Origin of the sequence: Marinobacter sp. X15-166B (assembly GCF_001752365.1) — a bacterium.
Lineage (GTDB): Bacteria > Pseudomonadota > Gammaproteobacteria > Pseudomonadales > Oleiphilaceae > Marinobacter.
Genome location: NZ_MEIY01000001.1, coordinates 1,405,942 through 1,421,753, shown reverse-complemented (window position 1 = coordinate 1,421,753; position 15,812 = coordinate 1,405,942). Strand labels below are relative to the sequence as shown.

14 protein-coding genes are annotated in these 15,812 nt (G+C 62.4%); 5 read left to right on the top strand and 9 right to left on the bottom strand.

Annotated features, from left to right (window positions below; all coding sequences use genetic code 11):
- Positions 1-21: 21 nt before the first annotated feature.
- The 7 genes from BG841_RS06730 to BG841_RS06700 form a co-directional block, all read right to left on the bottom strand.
- The gene (locus tag BG841_RS06730) at positions 22-801 is read right to left on the bottom strand and encodes a 3-hydroxybutyrate dehydrogenase (RefSeq protein ID WP_070056954.1); all 780 of its coding nucleotides are present in this window, start codon (positions 799-801) and stop codon (positions 22-24) included.
- Between the two features lie 70 nt (positions 802-871).
- Positions 872-2,242 (bottom strand): TRAP transporter large permease, encoded by a 1,371-nt coding sequence (locus tag BG841_RS06725; RefSeq protein ID WP_070056953.1) that lies wholly within the window; start codon positions 2,240-2,242, stop codon positions 872-874.
- A gap of 17 nt (positions 2,243-2,259) precedes the next feature.
- Entirely contained in the window at positions 2,260-2,823 is a 564-nt protein-coding gene (locus tag BG841_RS06720) for a TRAP transporter small permease subunit (RefSeq protein ID WP_141737070.1), read from the bottom strand.
- A gap of 137 nt (positions 2,824-2,960) precedes the next feature.
- The gene (locus BG841_RS06715) at positions 2,961-4,046 is read right to left on the bottom strand and encodes a TRAP transporter substrate-binding protein (protein WP_070056952.1); all 1,086 of its coding nucleotides are present in this window, start codon (positions 4,044-4,046) and stop codon (positions 2,961-2,963) included.
- A 238-nt stretch (positions 4,047-4,284) separates the two neighbouring features.
- A complete protein-coding gene (locus BG841_RS06710; RefSeq protein WP_416202616.1) occupies positions 4,285-5,733 on the bottom strand; it encodes a sigma-54 interaction domain-containing protein in 1,449 nt (482 codons plus the stop codon).
- A 150-nt stretch (positions 5,734-5,883) separates the two neighbouring features.
- Positions 5,884-7,989: a 3-hydroxybutyrate oligomer hydrolase family protein gene (locus BG841_RS06705; protein WP_070056951.1), complete on the bottom strand. Its 2,106-nt coding sequence runs from the start codon at positions 7,987-7,989 to the stop codon at positions 5,884-5,886.
- Positions 7,990-8,338: 349 nt separating this feature from the next.
- On the bottom strand, positions 8,339-9,175 hold the full coding sequence (locus BG841_RS06700) for a LysR family transcriptional regulator (protein WP_070056950.1): 837 nt from the start codon (positions 9,173-9,175) through the stop codon (positions 8,339-8,341).
- Positions 9,176-9,296: 121 nt separating this feature from the next.
- Here BG841_RS06700 and BG841_RS06695 point away from each other — a divergent pair, with 121 nt between their 5' ends.
- The gene (locus BG841_RS06695; protein WP_228141612.1) at positions 9,297-10,004 is read left to right on the top strand and encodes a Crp/Fnr family transcriptional regulator; all 708 of its coding nucleotides are present in this window, start codon (positions 9,297-9,299) and stop codon (positions 10,002-10,004) included.
- Here BG841_RS06695 and BG841_RS06690 read toward each other — a convergent pair.
- Together BG841_RS06690 and BG841_RS06685 are read right to left on the bottom strand one after the other, a co-directional pair.
- The gene (locus BG841_RS06690) at positions 10,001-10,633 is read right to left on the bottom strand and encodes an HPP family protein (RefSeq protein WP_070056949.1); all 633 of its coding nucleotides are present in this window, start codon (positions 10,631-10,633) and stop codon (positions 10,001-10,003) included. The genes BG841_RS06695 and BG841_RS06690 overlap by 4 nt on opposite strands.
- A 133-nt stretch (positions 10,634-10,766) precedes the next feature.
- Positions 10,767-11,126: a DUF6164 family protein gene (locus BG841_RS06685; RefSeq protein WP_070056948.1), complete on the bottom strand. Its 360-nt coding sequence runs from the start codon at positions 11,124-11,126 to the stop codon at positions 10,767-10,769.
- Positions 11,127-11,301: 175 nt separating this feature from the next.
- On the opposite strand from BG841_RS06685, the gene BG841_RS06680 reads away from it, so the two are divergent.
- The 4 genes from BG841_RS06680 (at position 11,302) to BG841_RS06670 (ending at position 15,769) form a co-directional block, all read left to right on the top strand.
- Positions 11,302-12,546, top strand: a complete 1,245-nt coding sequence (locus BG841_RS06680) for a hypothetical protein (protein ID WP_070056947.1) — start codon at positions 11,302-11,304, stop codon at positions 12,544-12,546.
- 29 nt (positions 12,547-12,575) lie between these two features.
- Positions 12,576-12,710 carry a hypothetical protein gene (locus BG841_RS17550; protein WP_265733885.1) on the top strand — a complete coding sequence of 45 codons (135 nt, stop codon included), beginning with the start codon at positions 12,576-12,578 and terminating at the stop codon, positions 12,708-12,710.
- Between the two features lie 249 nt (positions 12,711-12,959).
- On the top strand, positions 12,960-14,342 hold the full coding sequence (locus BG841_RS06675; RefSeq protein WP_070056946.1) for a DUF2868 domain-containing protein: 1,383 nt from the start codon (positions 12,960-12,962) through the stop codon (positions 14,340-14,342).
- The gene (locus BG841_RS06670) at positions 14,339-15,769 is read left to right on the top strand and encodes a GTPase/DUF3482 domain-containing protein (RefSeq protein WP_070056945.1); all 1,431 of its coding nucleotides are present in this window, start codon (positions 14,339-14,341) and stop codon (positions 15,767-15,769) included. The genes BG841_RS06675 and BG841_RS06670 overlap by 4 nt, the downstream gene beginning before the upstream one ends.
- The last annotated feature ends 43 nt before the right edge of the window (positions 15,770-15,812 follow it).

The window sequence follows — 15,812 nt, the reverse complement described above, 5'->3', positions numbered from 1 at the left end:
TGGGCGGGGTGGATAGAGCCCCTACTGCATGTGCCAGCCGTTGGTCACCAGCAGGGACTGACCGGTCAGGGCGGCGGAGGGAAACGCCGCCAGATGCAGCGCCATCTCCGCCACATCCTCCACGGTGGTGAACTGACCGTTGACGGTGTTTTTGAGCATGATTTTGGAGATGACCTCGTCCTCGGAAATGCCCAGCTCCTGCGCCTGCTCGGGAATCTGCTTCTCCACCAGCGGCGTGCGCACGAACCCGGGGCAAATGATGTTGCTGCGGACGCCGTGTTCCGCGCCCTCTTTGGCCACCGCCCGGCACAACCCGAGCATGCCGTGCTTGGCGGCCACGTAGGGTGACTTCAGCGGCGAGGCCTCCACAGAGTGCACCGACCCCATATACAGCATGGTGCCGCTGTTGCGGGCGTACATATGGGGCAGCACCGCCCGGGTCACCAGAAAGGCCCCGTTCAGGTGCACATCCACCACCCGCTGCCAATCGGCGTAGGCCAGTTTATGCACCGGATCGATGTGCTGGATACCCGCATTGGCCAAGGCTATGTCCACCTGACCCCAGGCCTCAACCATGGCACCGACACCGGCGTCCACCGCATCTTCGTCGGTTACGTCCATCGCCAGCGCCATGGCGGTGCCGTTCGCGGCCGTTATCGCGTCCGCAGTGTCTTGCGCACTCGCCAGATCAAGGTCAGCGACCGCCACTCGGGCACCCTCGCGGGCAAACAATTCTGCAATGGCGCGACCGATACCCCGTCCGCCACCGGTGATAAGCACAGTCTGATCTCTGAGTTTCATGTTGATCTCCTAACTCCCTGTCTGAAAATATTATTGGGATACACATCGCTTTGCACTTATTCGCAGCGGATCAGGGCCCGCCATAAACCTCATTGGGCAACCAGGTTGCCAGGGGTTGAAACCAGAATACCAGTGTCAGCGCCAAAACCTGCAACGCTATAAACGGGGCGACCCCCAGATAGATGTCGCGGGTGGCGATTTCCGGCGGGCACACCCCCTTGATGTAGAACAGGGCAAACCCCACCGGCGGCGTCAGGAACGAGGTTTGCAGGCAAATGGCGAACATGATGGCAAACCACACCGGCTCAACACCCAGGGAAAATACCACCGGCGCGACCAGCGGCAGAATGATCAGCGTGATTTCCACCCAGTCCAGAAAGAAGCCGAGCAGAAAGGTGATGAACAGGATGGTCAGCAGTATACCGGCCTGTCCGAAGGGCAAGCCGGTGATGGCGGCACGCACCACGTCATCGCCCCCCAATCCCCGCAGAACCGCCGCAAACACCGTCGCGCCGATGAAAATACCGAATATAAACGCCGTCGTGCGGCTGGTCTGATAGAGCGATTGCTTCAGCACCGCCACATCCAGCCGGCGGCTGAGGGCCGCCATCAGCAGGGCACCGGCGGCCCCCACGGCCGAGGCCTCGGTAGTGGTGGCGATGCCCAGAAAAATGGACCCCAGCACCGAAACGATCAGTGCCATGGGCGGCACCACCGCCCAGAACACATCGAGCAGTGCCCGGGCAGTCAGCGGTGCGCGGTTTTTCGGAGCCGGCGCCCAGTCGTTCTTGAGCCAGGACACCAGCAGAATGTACACAATGTACATGCCCGCCAGCATGACCCCGGGAATCAACGCGCCCATGAACAACTTGCCCACCGACGCATCCGGTGTACCCAGCCGGTCGGCCATGAGCACCAGCATGATGCTGGGGGGTACCAGAATACCCAGCGTGCCTACGGAACAGGCCGTACCCACCGCCAGTGACTTGTTGTAGTGGGCCTGCATCATCGGCCCGAGGGACAGCATACCCAGCAGCACCACCGAGGCCCCGACAATACCGGTGGAGGCCGCCAGCAGCACCCCGACGATGACCACGGTCACCCCATAGCCACCCCGCAACGGGCCTAGCACCCGCACCAGACTGTGCATGAGTTTTTCCGCAATGCCGGAACGGTCGAGCATGATGCCCATAAAGATGAACAGGGGCAGGGCGACCATCAGTTCATTGGCAACAATGCCGTAAATACGTGCATCGAGCACGCCGATGGTGCCCTGCCAGGTAAACCAGAGGTCCGCGTGAAAGTGTTCAACGAGCAGGTGGCCGATGCCCCCAAAGACCAGGCCGACACCGGCGAGCGACCAGGCCACCGGGAAGCCGGACAACAGCAGCCCCATAAAACTGGCAAACATGGCAACAACGAGTAATTCTTCCAGACCCATGACAGTGTGCCTCGTGCTCAGGATTGGGATTGACCGCGGCCGTCAGCCGGTGGCTGAACCGCACGCGGGAAACGGAATAACAGGGTGCAGCAGCGCAGGGCCCGGGAGCAGAGGGCGATGGCCACCAGCAACAACCCCAGAGGCAGAATCCCCTTGAAAATAAAACGATACGGCAGGCCACTGGGCGCCTGGGAGTGCTCGTTATACAACCAGGCCGTGTAGGTGTAAGGCACCAGCACGGCAATCATCAAATAGAGGATGGGCAACGCCAGGAAAACGATGCCCAGCAGATCGATACTGGCTTGCACCTTGAGGGGGAATTTTTCGCGCAACACGTCCACGCGCACGTGGTCATCATGCACCACCGCAAACCCCAGGGTCAGCATCATCGCAGCACCAAACAAGTGCCACGACAACTCTTCCAGGGCGATGGAGCCCGCCGCCAGAACAAACCGGCTGAACACATTGGTCAATACGACCACCAGCACGGCGAGCCACAACCAGGAACAGAGGCGGCCTATGGCCTCCACGATCCGGTCCAGCCACAGCGACAGGCGGTTATCCGGCAACGGTTCCGCCACAGTCGGACTTACCGGTACCTCGGGGGTAGGGTGTGTATTGGTCACAGCAACCTCGGGAATAGCAGATAGATAAAACAGGCGGAGACCCTGCACGGGCCGCCGCCTGTAACTTCCGGGCGTCAGTCCTTCAGCCCCTCTCAGTCATACTGGTAGAAATCCCGAGGCAGGTAGCCTTTGCCTTTCCAGATCGCGTGGTGCTTCATGAACTCACGCTGGCTGGTGAGTACGCGGCTGAACATGGGGTCACTGGCGGCCATCTCGTCGAGCACTTCATTGGTGACCTTTTCCAGCTCGCGCAGCACCGGCTCGGGCAGCACCTGGGCTTTTACCCCCTCTTTTTCGTAATCCCGCAACGCGGTAGGCTGGGACCACTCACTTTCGGCAAACCCGTGCAAGGTGGCGGCGCGACAGCCCAGCTCAACCAGGGCGCGGGTTTCCGGCTGCAGCTTATTCCACACATCCTTGTTCACCAGCAGGTGGGAAGTGGTCAGCGTCTGGTGCCAGCCCGGCATGATGTAATTTTTAATGATCTGATCCAGGCCCAGCATTTTGTCGATGGCCGGCTGAGAGAATTCGGTTGCATCAATGGTCTTGCGCTCCAGCGCCTGGTAAATCTCGCCCCCGGGCACCATGGTGACCGACGCCCCGAGCTTTTCCAGCACCTTGCCACCAATGCCTGCAAAGCGGATTCTCAGGCCGTCAAAGTCCTCCAGATTGTTGATTGGCTTAGCGAACCAGCCGGCACCCTCAGGACCGATGAGGCTGCACAGCATCGGATGAATGTTCCGTTCCGCGTAAATTTCTTGCAGCAATTCCTGCCCGTCGCCCTGGTAATACCAGGCCAGATAGGACTCGGGCTCCAGATTAAACGGCGCGCCGGAGTAAAGTGGCAACGCCGGAATGGTGCCCTGATCGTAACCGATCCAGGTATAGCCCGCGGGGTATTTGCCGGTACTGACCGCGTCCATGATTTCAAACGGCGGGACCAGCTCACCGGGCTCGTAGTAGCGCAACTGGATATTGCCACCGGAAATGGTTTTCAGTTGATCGGTCAGGTACTTGACCGGCGTGGTCAGCCCCACCAAATGGGAAGGAAAGGCCAGTGGTACCTGCCAGCGCACTTTTTCGGTGGCCAGGGCCGTACCGCTGAACAGGCTGGCGGAGAACAGAGTCGCGGCGCTGAGGCCCACAGCCGCACGGGAGAGTTTCTGCTTGATCGACATATGATTCGTCCTGATTTGTTGTAATTTATTATTCGGGATTGCCAGTGCATGATTGCCGGGTTGATCTGGCGTCTCACACTGCCCATCTGCAGACTCTGTGCCGATTACAATTTACTGTTTTAATACAATACGTTAGGACGATCTTGATTGGCAGCAATGCCGATTTGTCCAGACATCCGGACAATTTTGCAGCACACTGGCCGCAACCTGTCCGGCCGAGCGGACAACCATCAGGAAATCAGGACAATTTGGCGAGTTTTTCGTACAGCGCTGACCGTGAAATACCCAATAACCGGGCCGCTTGCGAACGGTTGCCGCGACTGGCCAGCAAAGCGGCCTCAATAGCCTCGGCTTCGGCCTGGGCGAGCACCTGCGCCAGCGGCTGTACGGTGTGGGCGGGCATGACTGACCTGATGCGCCCGCCACTGCGGGGCAACACCCGGAAGATGGCATCGGCATCGAGCACCCCGCCCGGGTCTTCCCCCATGGTGAGCGCGCGCTCCAGTACGTTGCGCAATTCGCGTACGTTCCCGGGCCAGTCGTAGCTGCCCAGCGCGGCAATGGCGCCATCGGTTATTTCCCCCCGCGCGCCGGTGCTGGCGCACAGGTCTTCCATGATCGCCTCACACAACACCCCCAGATCCGGCAACCGCACACGCAAGGGAGGAATGGGAATTTCCACGACATTGAGCCGGTAATACAAATCGGAACGAAAGCCACCAGTCGCAATCATCTCTTCCAGATTGCGACTGGTGGCGGCGATCACCCGCACGTCCACGGGCACAATTTTATTGGACCCCAAAGGCTCGATCTCGCCCTCTTGCAAGGCTCGCAATAACTTGGCCTGCAGCGTCAGCGGCATATCCCCCACTTCGTCCAGAAACAGGGTGCCGCCATTGGCCAGCTGAAATTTGCCTTCCCGGGGGCGCCGGTCGGCCCCGGTGTAGGCCCCGGGGGCAACGCCGAAGAACTCGGCCTCGAGCAGGTTTTCCGGTATGGCAGCCAGGTTAACACCCACAAAGGGCCGCTCCGCCCGCAAGGACGCCGCGTGAATTGCCTGCGCCAGCACTTCCTTTCCGGTGCCGGTTTCCCCCAGCACCAGCACCGGCATATCCCGCCCCGCGGCAATGCGCGCCCGACGCTTGACCTCCAGAACCTGAGGACTGGCGCCAATGAAATCGCCCATGCGGTAGCGTGTGCCCCGGGATTTTTTGGCCAGTGCCTTGCGGGCCGCCACCAGATCCTGATGCAAACGCCGGTACTTGCTCACCAGCGGGGTCAGCGGTTGCAGGTCATCGTAGAGCACAAAGGCAATGGCCCCCAGAACGGCGCCTTGATCGTCAAAAAATGGTAACCGGCTGACCACCAGTTGCTGGGCTTTGTATTCCATGATGTCCAGCAACAAGGGCTGGCCGGAGGCCAGGACTTCGGGCATGCGGGTATGGGGGATCACCCCACGCACATCCCTTCCGATCACCGCCTTGCCGTCGGTCAACCCCAGCAGAGTGGAGTAACTGGTGTTGATCCAGGTAATCCGCGCGTCGCGATCCACCGCGATCGCACCTGCGCTGGCCTGTTCAAATATGGGAAACAGGGCATCAATCAGATTATCGGTCAGCCCGTTTTTATTATTGTTGGCAAATATATTGGTCATGAAATGCGCACCGCCGGGGAGTGGGTATGCCATCTTCTGCGCCTGCCCCGGGGCCCCGGTCTGGGACGCGGCAGGCGTTCCTGAGTATATGAGCGCCTGCAGGCCGGGGCAAATGGCGCGCTGGCCCCCTCGTCGCCGAAGGGGACAGCGGCGCACCACCGCCCGGCTGCGCTGCGGCGGGTATCAGTCCGGAATTTGGACCACGCCATTGCGGTAATGAATGAGGTCCCCGGCGGCGGGTTGCGCGGCAATCGCCGGCAGGTTCGCGGGGGTCAGGGCGGGGGCCGAACCCCGGGGGATCGCTCTGACCACCTGGCTGGGTGGCAGACCCGCCCCCGTGCGCAAATGGTCGTACATCAGATCCATGGCCTGTCCATAGTAATGATGCAGGGGCACATAACGGCTATCGAAACCGGGAAATGCGTTGAACGCATCCAGATGGTGCGCATTGAGCACCTCATAGTAGCGCAGGCCGCTGGCGGCGCCTTCCACTTTCTGGTTGAGGCCGTAATAGGGTCGTGAGGTGTGGTTGATGGGCAACACCGCATCGGCGCGACCGGTCACAAACACCGCCGGTTTACCCTGCAGGTCACCACTGGCGCGGATGGCCTTGATGCCCTTGGCGATAGCCCGGGCCTGGGCCCGGGCATGGCCGGTGAGCTTGTCGCCGGTGAGCGGATCCACACCGGTGGCCAGACCCCGCAAGCACAACAAGGCGTCCAGACCAAAATCCATCTGACTGGTGCTGGGCGATTGGCTGATCGGCAGCAGGGTGGGCACGCCCACGGCCTGGTCATAAATCACATTGACGCCCCCCGTAGGCGGGATGCCGTTGCTGACGGCAAACAACGCCGCCTCCTGGGCGTCGCCGAGCGGGGTCACTTCGCCTGTGATCCCGCTGCTGGCCGCCAGACTCAAACCACAGAGGCGATCTTCCACGCCGAACCGGCCATAGGCGTTGGCATAGGTCATCGCAATACTCTGGGCCACATTGGCGCCGAAATGGGACGGTGCAACCAGGTTCTGCTCCGGTTGGATGGCAAACTCCTGCTGCAGAATCTGCTGAGCCTCTGTGGCCCGCGCATCCACCGTGGTCCCCGTTAACAGGCCCTTGTTAAACAACGACGTACAGATATTCTCGGCCACGGCGAAATTGTTCAACACGCCGTTGAAGGGCGCCTCGTCCCGGATACCCGGTGCCAGATTGGCGCACCCCTGATACACCGCCAGCGCGGTGGTGTAATCCAGCAGGCTGCGACTGTGCCCACTGATGGCCGGTCCCGCACCCTGAACAATACGGATGGCGCGGTCGTATTGCGGGTTCACATTGGGCTCGGACACCGCGATGCCATCGATCAGACTTTTGCGTCCCTTGCGATCCTGCTCCGCGGCGCGCACCGACGCACCCCCGCCATTGGACACGCTGGAGGCTATCACTAAGGTGTTTTCCGGCGTGATCGTGCTGATTACCCGATCTTGTTTGACGCTGATGCCGAACTGCTCGTTAAGTATATAAAAGCCGAATTCGATGGATTGCAGCACATGCTGCCCCCAGTCGGCTTCCGGGTTCACCGCGGAATGGGCGTGTTTGAAGGCAAACCGGTCCGGGTGGGCGGCGTTAAAAGCCTGCCGCTCGGTGTCACTCAGACCGGCGCGGAACTGCACCGGCGCGGCGGGATCCGTGGTCAGGGTACCGTCAAGGGTCTGCGCCCCGTTGGTCATCAGATTATGGGCTCCGGTGCCGGTGCCTTTGTCGGTATACACCACCGCGCAGCCCTTTTTCAGCCCCCACTCGCCGGCGGTGCCGATGGCGCCGTAAATCCCCCGGGAGCCGGAGGAAGGCGCAGTGACCATGCAGGGGGCAGCGGGATCAAACTGGTCAGGCACCTGCACCATCACGGTGACCGGCTGATCGCTGCCGGCGACGCCCATGAAGGCGAGGTATTCGGTACCCGCCACCATGCCGTCACCGGCGGTGCCCACCTGCGGGCCAAAAAACTCCCCATAACCGCCCCCGGGGGCGGTATTCACCAGTGCACGGTAGTTGTTGTAGATGGCCAGTTTGCGCAGCTCGTCGGGGGTGGGGTTGAGCGCATCAGCGAATACCGGAGCGGCACCGGCCAGACCATCGGCGCCCAGCCCGGCGGTTAACAGATCGTTGCTGACCCCGTCGTAGACTACCTTGGTGACGGGTCCCTGGATAAACGCGGGCCGGTCATTGAATTTACAGGCCGTCAGTAACAGCACGGCGGCGGTGCTGATCAGGACACATTGCAGTGGTCGTTTCATAACGGATCCTTCGTTATTGTTGTTGATTCCATGGAGCGCAGTTGTTGTTGCCATGCGGAACTTGTGCCAACGCAATAAGGCATTGAAAACTGCTGCCCAATCCTGCGCTTACGAAAGCGTAGCTGGAGGCCGGAGCAGGCGCCAGTCCAGCAAACCGGACAACCAATCCAGCCGGATGCCGCCAGCCCGGATGGTGGTAACGAGTTCGCCGGCCTGTCCGGTGGGCCGGCCACTGTGCGACATTCCGGACAGCCATCGCCCCTAGCCTTCTTTTGCCACCATTTTTGCCCAGATGTGGCCCCGGTCATCGGGATCCGTCGCACAAACCAGACCGATCGGTGCAGTCGTTTCAGGCCACCGCTTTGAGGCCTGCGATAGCGCGCATCATGCCTTCGGGTTGGCGCGCTTGCGACCAGACCACATAGGACGGGTAGGGAAACTCCGGTGTCTGCGGAACGCGGTGGAGCCGGCCGGTGTCCAGATAGGGGCGGGCGACACGCTCGCGGAAGTAACCCGCCCCGCCGACCGTGAGGATGTAATTCAGCGCCAGCGGTCCCAGGCCCACAAACACGTTGGAGCGCCGCAACGATGGGAAAGCCTGATCGTGCCGGCGAGAGAAATCATCCCCCCAATCGACATACACATAGCGATCCGGCGCACCGATCAGCCCCCCCGGCTCGGTGGTCACCATGATCAGGCGCTCCTCCTGCAGTTGTTCGGTCACCAGTTCCGGGTGATAAAGCGGACTGTACATCACCGCAAAATCCAGCAGACCGCGTTCCACCTTACCGAGCAGAGAGGCGGGCTCTTCGACGTGGGTACGCAATCCGATATCGGGATGATGCCGCCGCATCCATACCAGCCAGTCCAGTAAGAGCGGACTCCACAGGCTCTGTTCCCCACCCACTGCCAGCAGGCAGCGCTGCTCCGGCGCCAGATGCACATGGTGCCTGGCCCGCTCCCACACCTGCAGCAGCGCACTGGCGTGGGGCTGAAACCGCTGACCCTCCGGGGTCGGGCTGGCACCATGACGACCCCGCTCGAACAGCTGACTGCCCAGCAGGCGTTCCAGGGTCTTGATGCGCGCAGTGACCGTCGTCTGGGACACATTCAGCCGCTCCGCAGCGCGGATAAATGTGCCGGTGTCGAGCACCGCCAAAAACGTTCGCGCCAGTTCCGTGTCCACGAATCGCCCCTCTTCTATCAGTTATACCAATCAATAATAGCAACATAATTCACTATTGATGCTGGAACCACCGTGGAACAATGCAGGAACCCCAATCATGCACAAGGGTTGACGCGACACCATGAGAGACAATCAAGGACACGGTGCCATCCAGATGGCTTCCTCTCCCTGCCTGCTGGAGCAACACGCGGAGGACATTTGCCTTGGTCCGCCTCCTGCGGACAATCTGGCGCTGATGAACGGGCTGAGCCGGGTATTCGGGGTCGGTTTGGGCGGACCCGACAGCCACCACCCGGACGCCCACCTGCTCGACGAGCTGGCGCCGCTGTTTCACAAAACCTCCGTGTGTGCCGAGGCACCGTTGGAGCGGCACCAACGCCCCTGGACTCAGGTGTATCTGGTGCAGCACGGGGTGGTGCGGTTATTCCGCGAATCCCCCAGCGGCAAAATCAGCATCCATCATTTTTTTACCGAGGGCGCCCTGGTGTGGCCGGTGTTCGGACGCAGCCGCACGCCCCGCAACACCCTGTGTCTGAGTGCGGTAACCTCCTGTACGCTCTGGGTGGCCGATTTTCACCGGTTCCGGTCAGTCATCCGCAGCCACAGCGAAGGCCGCTGGGCTCGTTTTGCGCTGGCGTTGACCGAAGAGCTGGCGGAACTGGCGTGCATGCGTGAATATCACAAACAGACATTGTGTGCCCAGGAGCGCTATCAACTTCTGCTGCGCGACTACCCGGAACTGGTCAAGCGGGTCCCCGGCTGGCAGCTGGCCTCCTGGCTGGGGGTGGTCCCCGCAACCTTGTCCCGGCTCAAAAAGCGCAGCGCCTAACCCAGACTTGTGCGGATCGCGCAGGCGTTCACGGCATCCGGCTGAGAGCGCCACAGGGGGTAGGGGATACCGGCGAGCCGATTGATCACCAGCGCCTGGGCCAGCAGCAATCCGACACCGGCCATCAAGATCGGCACCTGCTCCGGGTGGGGCATCAGCCCCAGCGAAACGATCAGTGCGGTGGCCCCGGCAGGCGGGTGAGGCACCCGGAACCACACCATCAGGCACCCGGTCACACCCAGTGACAGAGCCGCAGCGCCAACCCGCGGCAAATCCACACCGGTCAGAAACGCGGAAGGGGCGTCGTGCAGGCCGAACAGGTAAAGGCTGAGCAGCCCGGTCAACGCACCCAGCAAATGCCCGTAAACCGTATTCCGTGGCGAAGCCGGAGCGGCCAGGGGCACATGAAACAGGATAAACGCGGTGGCCCCCAGAGACGGGAAGATAAACGCTTCCTGGGTGATCAGCGCCACGAAAGATACCAGCGCGATGCTGCAACCGCCGTTCACCAGACTGAAACCGGCCATCACCGTGCGCTGGCTGTAACGGCTCATCAAATGCTGCAGATGAAGTGTGCGCAGCATGCCACTGACAAGCTGCCAGCGCAGGCGTTCGTTTCTTGCGCCCATAAGTGGTACACGCCCCGTAATTTTGGCTGAAAAAGACCCGACATGCTAACCGCTGGGCGTACGCACTACAACGACCGCAGACGCCGCGACTTGATCCTGGTCAAGCCAGACTGCCGCCCGCTTGGCGTCGGTTTCACACTTTGAGGAAAGGCAACAGGGTCACCAGCACCATCACCAGGATAGCCAGGCACACCGCCAGGGTGGAGACCGGCCGGTGCCGCAGGCGCCGCCAGAACCCGGCGATCCGCCCTGCGGCCAGCTCCTGCGCGTACAGCTCCCGCTGCTGAGCCACCCGCTGTTCTTGATAGCGGACCAGCAGGGCCCGCGCCCGCCGGGCCTGCTCGTCATCATGCACCCAGAACCCTCCCATGCTGATGCCCCAGCGACTGGGCGGGGTCTCGTAGAAAGGCACCTGATGCTCGTGGAGCAGGGCGCGGATTTCTTCCGCCTCGTCTTCGGGTACGTGACGCAAATTCATCAGATGGTGGGGCATAGCGATCGGGACCGTGGGTGAGCGGGACACGCCCATGTTAGCAAATTTACCCGGGACCAGACGCCGTTTGCTGGCATAAATTCTGCTTTACCCAGTCACACACCCGCTCACTGTTCGGGTGCGAAACGCCAATACGGGGCCGGGTCTACGACCGCCACACCACAGGAGTTTCAACATGACACGACCGACAGAGACAAACGCGGCCGCAGTCGCCATGCAGACCGCCGCCATCAACACACGCAGAATAAGCTGGGGCTCGATCTTCGCCGGTCTCGCCCTGTTCTTCGCATTAAGCTGGCTCCTGCTGGTGCTGGGAGCAGCCCTGGGGGTCGGAATCGCGGATGCCACCGATCTGGCAGCGGTTGGTGCGGGCCTGGGGGTAGGGTCCATTGTCTGGTTGTTGATCACCTCACTGGTGGCAACCTTTGCCGGCGCGCTGCTGGCCGCCAAACTGGCCGGCAGCGCCGATGATCGCGTGGGTGCCCTGCACGGTCTGACCTTGTGGGCCGTCAGCACCCTGGTCTTGTTGTTGCTTGGCGCGTCCGGCATCGGAGGGGCGATCAACGCGGTCAGCTCTGCGGTGAGTTCAGGGTCGCAGGCCGCCAAAGTCATGGTCGGTGGGATGGCTGACTCAGACACGGGCGCGATGCTGCCGGACAGTGTTACCAACGGCGTGGCGGCCACCATCAAACGGCAGACCAGTAAGGCGCTGAGCGGGGTGGCGGCGGGCGGCGCCAGCCCCGGTCAGACCGAGGTGCGCACCGCCATGAACTCCCTGAGTGCCGAGGATGTAGCCGCGATAACCAGTGCGCTCATGTCCGGTAACGACAGGGTCGCCCGTGACCGTCTGGCGAATCGCAGCACCCTCTCCGCCGCCGAGATCGACTCGATCATCGCCGGGGTAAAGACGGAAATTCAGGATCTGGAAGAATCCCAGGCCGTCAACCGGGCACAAACCATGCTTGAGCAACGGCTCGCCCAGGCGCAGCGGGCCGCCAGTCGGTCCATCGCTGATCTGGGCGGCGCGGAACTCACCGCCGCGGAAGTGCGCAGCGCGGTGAATGAGATCGACGCCGATACCCTCACCAGCGCCAGTGGGTACCTCATTCAGGGTAAGCCGCAACAGGCCAAAGACGTGCTGGTGGCCCGGACCTCGCTGACTGAGCAGGAGGTCAATGCGATCATCGACGGCGCGGAGCAGGAAGTGGGCGCCATGGTTGAGGAAGCGCAAGCCCAACTGAATGAAACCACCGAAGCCGCAGGCACCTACACGCAAGCGGTGCTCTGGGCCGGATTTGTCGCAGGCTGCCTGGGCCTGGTCGCAGGCCTGGCCGGTGGTTACGTTGGCGCCGGCACCGTGCGACGGGTGTACCCGGTCACCGCTGTGGCCGACCGGCACGTCACCGATAGCCGTATTTAGTCAATGATTCACGCCTGGAGGAATTCAACATGCCTTATGGATTGCTAGGACTGGTACTCGTTATCCTGCTGGTCGCCGCGGTGCTGCAGAACGTCTACATCGGCGGTATTGGCGGCCTGATCCTGATCATCGTGCTGGTGCTTTTTTTGACCGGTCGACTCTGACCCCCGGTAATTTTTACCGGTTTTTGTAAATATTACTGGTCCGACCCTTTTCAGCCCCCGCTGTTGAGGGTCGTAGTGCCACCCCCTGACCCTCTCCCCTTGCACCGGTCGCCGACACAGCGGCGTCGGTGTTTTTTGACGGCGCTACCCGCACCGCTGATTCCTTCGTTTCGCCACAACCTCACCCATACCTTTGCTTCCGGCACGGCGTCTGGTTTAAATAAGGGCTGCTACCCCAGAGGACACTTCATGCCCCACCGAGCCTTGTCGCTGTTATTGACGTTTGAAGATCAGCTGCGCCGTGATGAGGCGCAATCCCCGGCGTTTCTGCACCGCCGGGATCGTAACTTCGCCCTTGCCCGGCAAGCTGAAGGGAAAACCACCGAGGTCCGGGACTGGCTCGCGCATTTGCAGCGTTTCAACGGACCAGAGTCGAAACCCGCCAACGACCGGCGGCTCATACGCTGGCAGCACATCAACGCCGGTTTTGCACTGCTGGGGCTGCTGCTGGGCAGTCTGACCATGGCCGGTCTGATGTTTTACGACGGCCGCGGCCGCATCAACCTGACCGTAATCATTGCCGTGGTGCTGGTGCAAGCGGTGCTGGCGGTCTTTACGACGGTGCAGGCCCTCGCCGGTTGGCAACCCTGGCGCTGGCTGACCCGGCAACTGGCTCTGGCCGATGCGGGGGGCACCTCCGGGCTGCGTCCGCTGCACCCGCAACTGATGGCCCGGGCGGCCCATCTCGGCGGACTCTGTTTCGGGCTCAGCGGGCTGGCCACCTTGTTGGTGTTGGTCACGGTCAAGGACCTTGCCTTTGGCTGGAGTACGACCCTCAATGCCGGCGCAGAAAGTTTTTACAGTCTGGCAAGGGCGCTGGCGTGGCCCTGGCACGCCCTGTGGGCCGAAGCCGCGCCCACGCTGGAGCTGGTCAGCCAGACCCGTTTTTACCGGGCGACCGGCGGCTACCACCACACCGACCCCCAACTGTGGGGCGCCTGGTGGCCGTTTGTGACCATGCTGTGGTTCGCGTACGTGGTGGTGCCGCGGCTTCTCTTGCTGTGGTTCGCCGGCGGTCACTTGCATTACCGCGCGGGGCAACTGCTGCAACGGCACCCCGGGCGCATGGCGTTGTACGAACGTATGGCGACGCCCACCCTCGACACCGGCAGCACCCGGGAGGAGGTGACCACCGCGCCCGATCTGGCCACTGCGACGCGGCTGCGGCCCCGGCCCGCAACCTGCCACGCGGTGGTACTCTGGGCCGGCGCAGACCCCCGGTCGCCGGGCCGGGCTCTGCCGGACTCCCAGGGGCCGGTAGTCAGCGCCGGTGGGGCGGCCTCGCTCGCCGACGACCACCACGCCCTGCAGGCCGTCGCCCGGCATGTGCACCCCCTCGCCCACCCCGAGGTCGGATTGTTTACCCGCGCCTGGGAGCCGCCCACGGCGGAGTTGGCCGACTTCCTTGAACAGGCCCGCACCCTCTGGCCGAAGCACACCCGGATTAACCTGATGCCCCTGGCGGCGGATCCCTCGACCCCCCCACCGCCGCACCAACTTGCGCAATGGCTGCGGTTTGCCGAAAGACAGCGCGACCCAGGAGTGATCATCTGCGCAGGAGTCGGTCCATGAACACAGCCCCCACCTTCGCCGTTGTCGGCCACCCCAATAAAGGCAAGTCCAGCGTGGTGGCGACCTTGTCGCAGAACGACGCCATTGCCATTGCGCTGGAACCCGGCACCACCCGCCATCGCCACCAGTATCCGCTGACGGTGGACGGTCGGGTGCTCTATACCCTGGTGGATACCCCCGGGTTTCAACGCCCGCGCCGGGTACTGGAATGGCTGCGCGCCCACAGCCTGTCGGCCTCCGACCGTGCCGAAACCGTGGCTGCGTTTGTTCAGCAGCACCGAGACGACCCGCGTTTTCACGACGAATGTGAACTGCTAAGCCCCCTGACGGAGGGCGCCGGTATCATTTACGTGGTCGATGGCTCGGTGCCCTACAGCGCTGAGCATGAGGCCGAAATGACCATACTGCGCTGGACCGGCCAACCCAGTCTGGCGCTGATCAACAGCATTGGCGGCGACGATTACAGCGACACCTGGCAAGCCGCTCTGGGGCAGTTTTTTCAGGTGGTGCGCAAATTTGACGCGGTGCGCGCCACCTTCGAACAACACCTGACCCTGCTCAATGCCTTCGGTCAACTGGAGCCGGCCTGGGAGGCACCCTTGCGGGAGGCCGTGGGGCACTTGTCCGCGCGCCGCCAGCAACAACAGCAACACGCCGCCGCGCTGATTGCCACCGCGCTGGTGGAGATGATGGCGTGGCGGGAGCAGAAGACGCTGACAGAATCCCAGCTGGCAGAGTCGTCCCGAGACGCGCTGATCGAACAACTGCGAAACCGCTGGTTCGACCATCAGCGCCGGCGGGAGCAGCGTCTGCGCACCGCAGTGGAACAACTTTATCAGCACCACCATCTGCAACGACAGGAAACCGAGCTCCATTGGCACTCCGGGGACGACCTGTTCAGTGAAGACAGTCGCCAACTGTGGGGGGTCAGCCGTGGCTACCTCACCACGGCGGGGTTTGGAGCCGGGGCGATCGGTGGCGCCGGGCTGGATGCCCTCACCTTGGGCACGTCACTCGGCACCGGCGCATTGGTGGGCGGTCTGATCGGTGCGGCAGGCAGTTATTTTTACGGCGACAAGCTGCAGTTTCCGGCCCTGCGGTTGGGCCCTCTGGGACGAGGACTGAAAACCGCCAGTTTTGGCCCGGTGCAGGACCGTCAGTTCGGCTACGTGGTGCTGGGTCGGGCCGTGCATCACTGGTTCGAGGTCAGTAACCGGAATCACGCCGGACGGGACCAGCTGCGACTGACCGGCACGGACCGTCACTGGCTGGAGCAGCTGGACCGGCCCAGTCGGCAGAGTATTCAGCGGGTCTTCGAACGTTGCCGGAAACAGCAGACTCTGGACAGCGCAGCCGTGCAAAACTTGACCGCCGCCATTGGCGCCGCAATGAGCATCTATAGCAACTGGCGGTTGAACCCACCCTGACATAGGTGTTTATACTGTGCGGCTACACCATTCCACAACGGGG

Excerpts from the sequence above, each read along its gene's own strand:
- BG841_RS06685 (WP_070056948.1), bottom strand. The coding sequence starts at position 11,126 with ATGCCCCACCATCTGATGAATTTGCGTCACGTACCCGAAGACGAGGCG.
- BG841_RS06680 (WP_070056947.1), top strand. The coding sequence starts at position 11,302 with ATGACACGACCGACAGAGACAAACGCGGCCGCAGTCGCCATGCAGACC.
- BG841_RS06690 (WP_070056949.1), bottom strand. The coding sequence starts at position 10,633 with ATGGGCGCAAGAAACGAACGCCTGCGCTGGCAGCTTGTCAGTGGCATG.
- BG841_RS06710 (WP_416202616.1), bottom strand. The coding sequence starts at position 5,733 with ATGGCATACCCACTCCCCGGCGGTGCGCATTTCATGACCAATATATTT.
- BG841_RS06705 (WP_070056951.1), bottom strand. The coding sequence starts at position 7,989 with ATGAAACGACCACTGCAATGTGTCCTGATCAGCACCGCCGCCGTGCTG.
- BG841_RS06695 (WP_228141612.1), top strand. The coding sequence starts at position 9,297 with ATGAGAGACAATCAAGGACACGGTGCCATCCAGATGGCTTCCTCTCCC.
- BG841_RS06730 (WP_070056954.1), bottom strand. The coding sequence starts at position 801 with ATGAAACTCAGAGATCAGACTGTGCTTATCACCGGTGGCGGACGGGGT.
- BG841_RS06670 (WP_070056945.1), top strand. The coding sequence starts at position 14,339 with ATGAACACAGCCCCCACCTTCGCCGTTGTCGGCCACCCCAATAAAGGC.
- BG841_RS06725 (WP_070056953.1), bottom strand. The coding sequence starts at position 2,242 with ATGGGTCTGGAAGAATTACTCGTTGTTGCCATGTTTGCCAGTTTTATG.
- BG841_RS06715 (WP_070056952.1), bottom strand. The coding sequence starts at position 4,046 with ATGTCGATCAAGCAGAAACTCTCCCGTGCGGCTGTGGGCCTCAGCGCC.
- BG841_RS17550 (WP_265733885.1), top strand. The coding sequence starts at position 12,576 with ATGCCTTATGGATTGCTAGGACTGGTACTCGTTATCCTGCTGGTCGCC.
- BG841_RS06675 (WP_070056946.1), top strand. The coding sequence starts at position 12,960 with ATGCCCCACCGAGCCTTGTCGCTGTTATTGACGTTTGAAGATCAGCTG.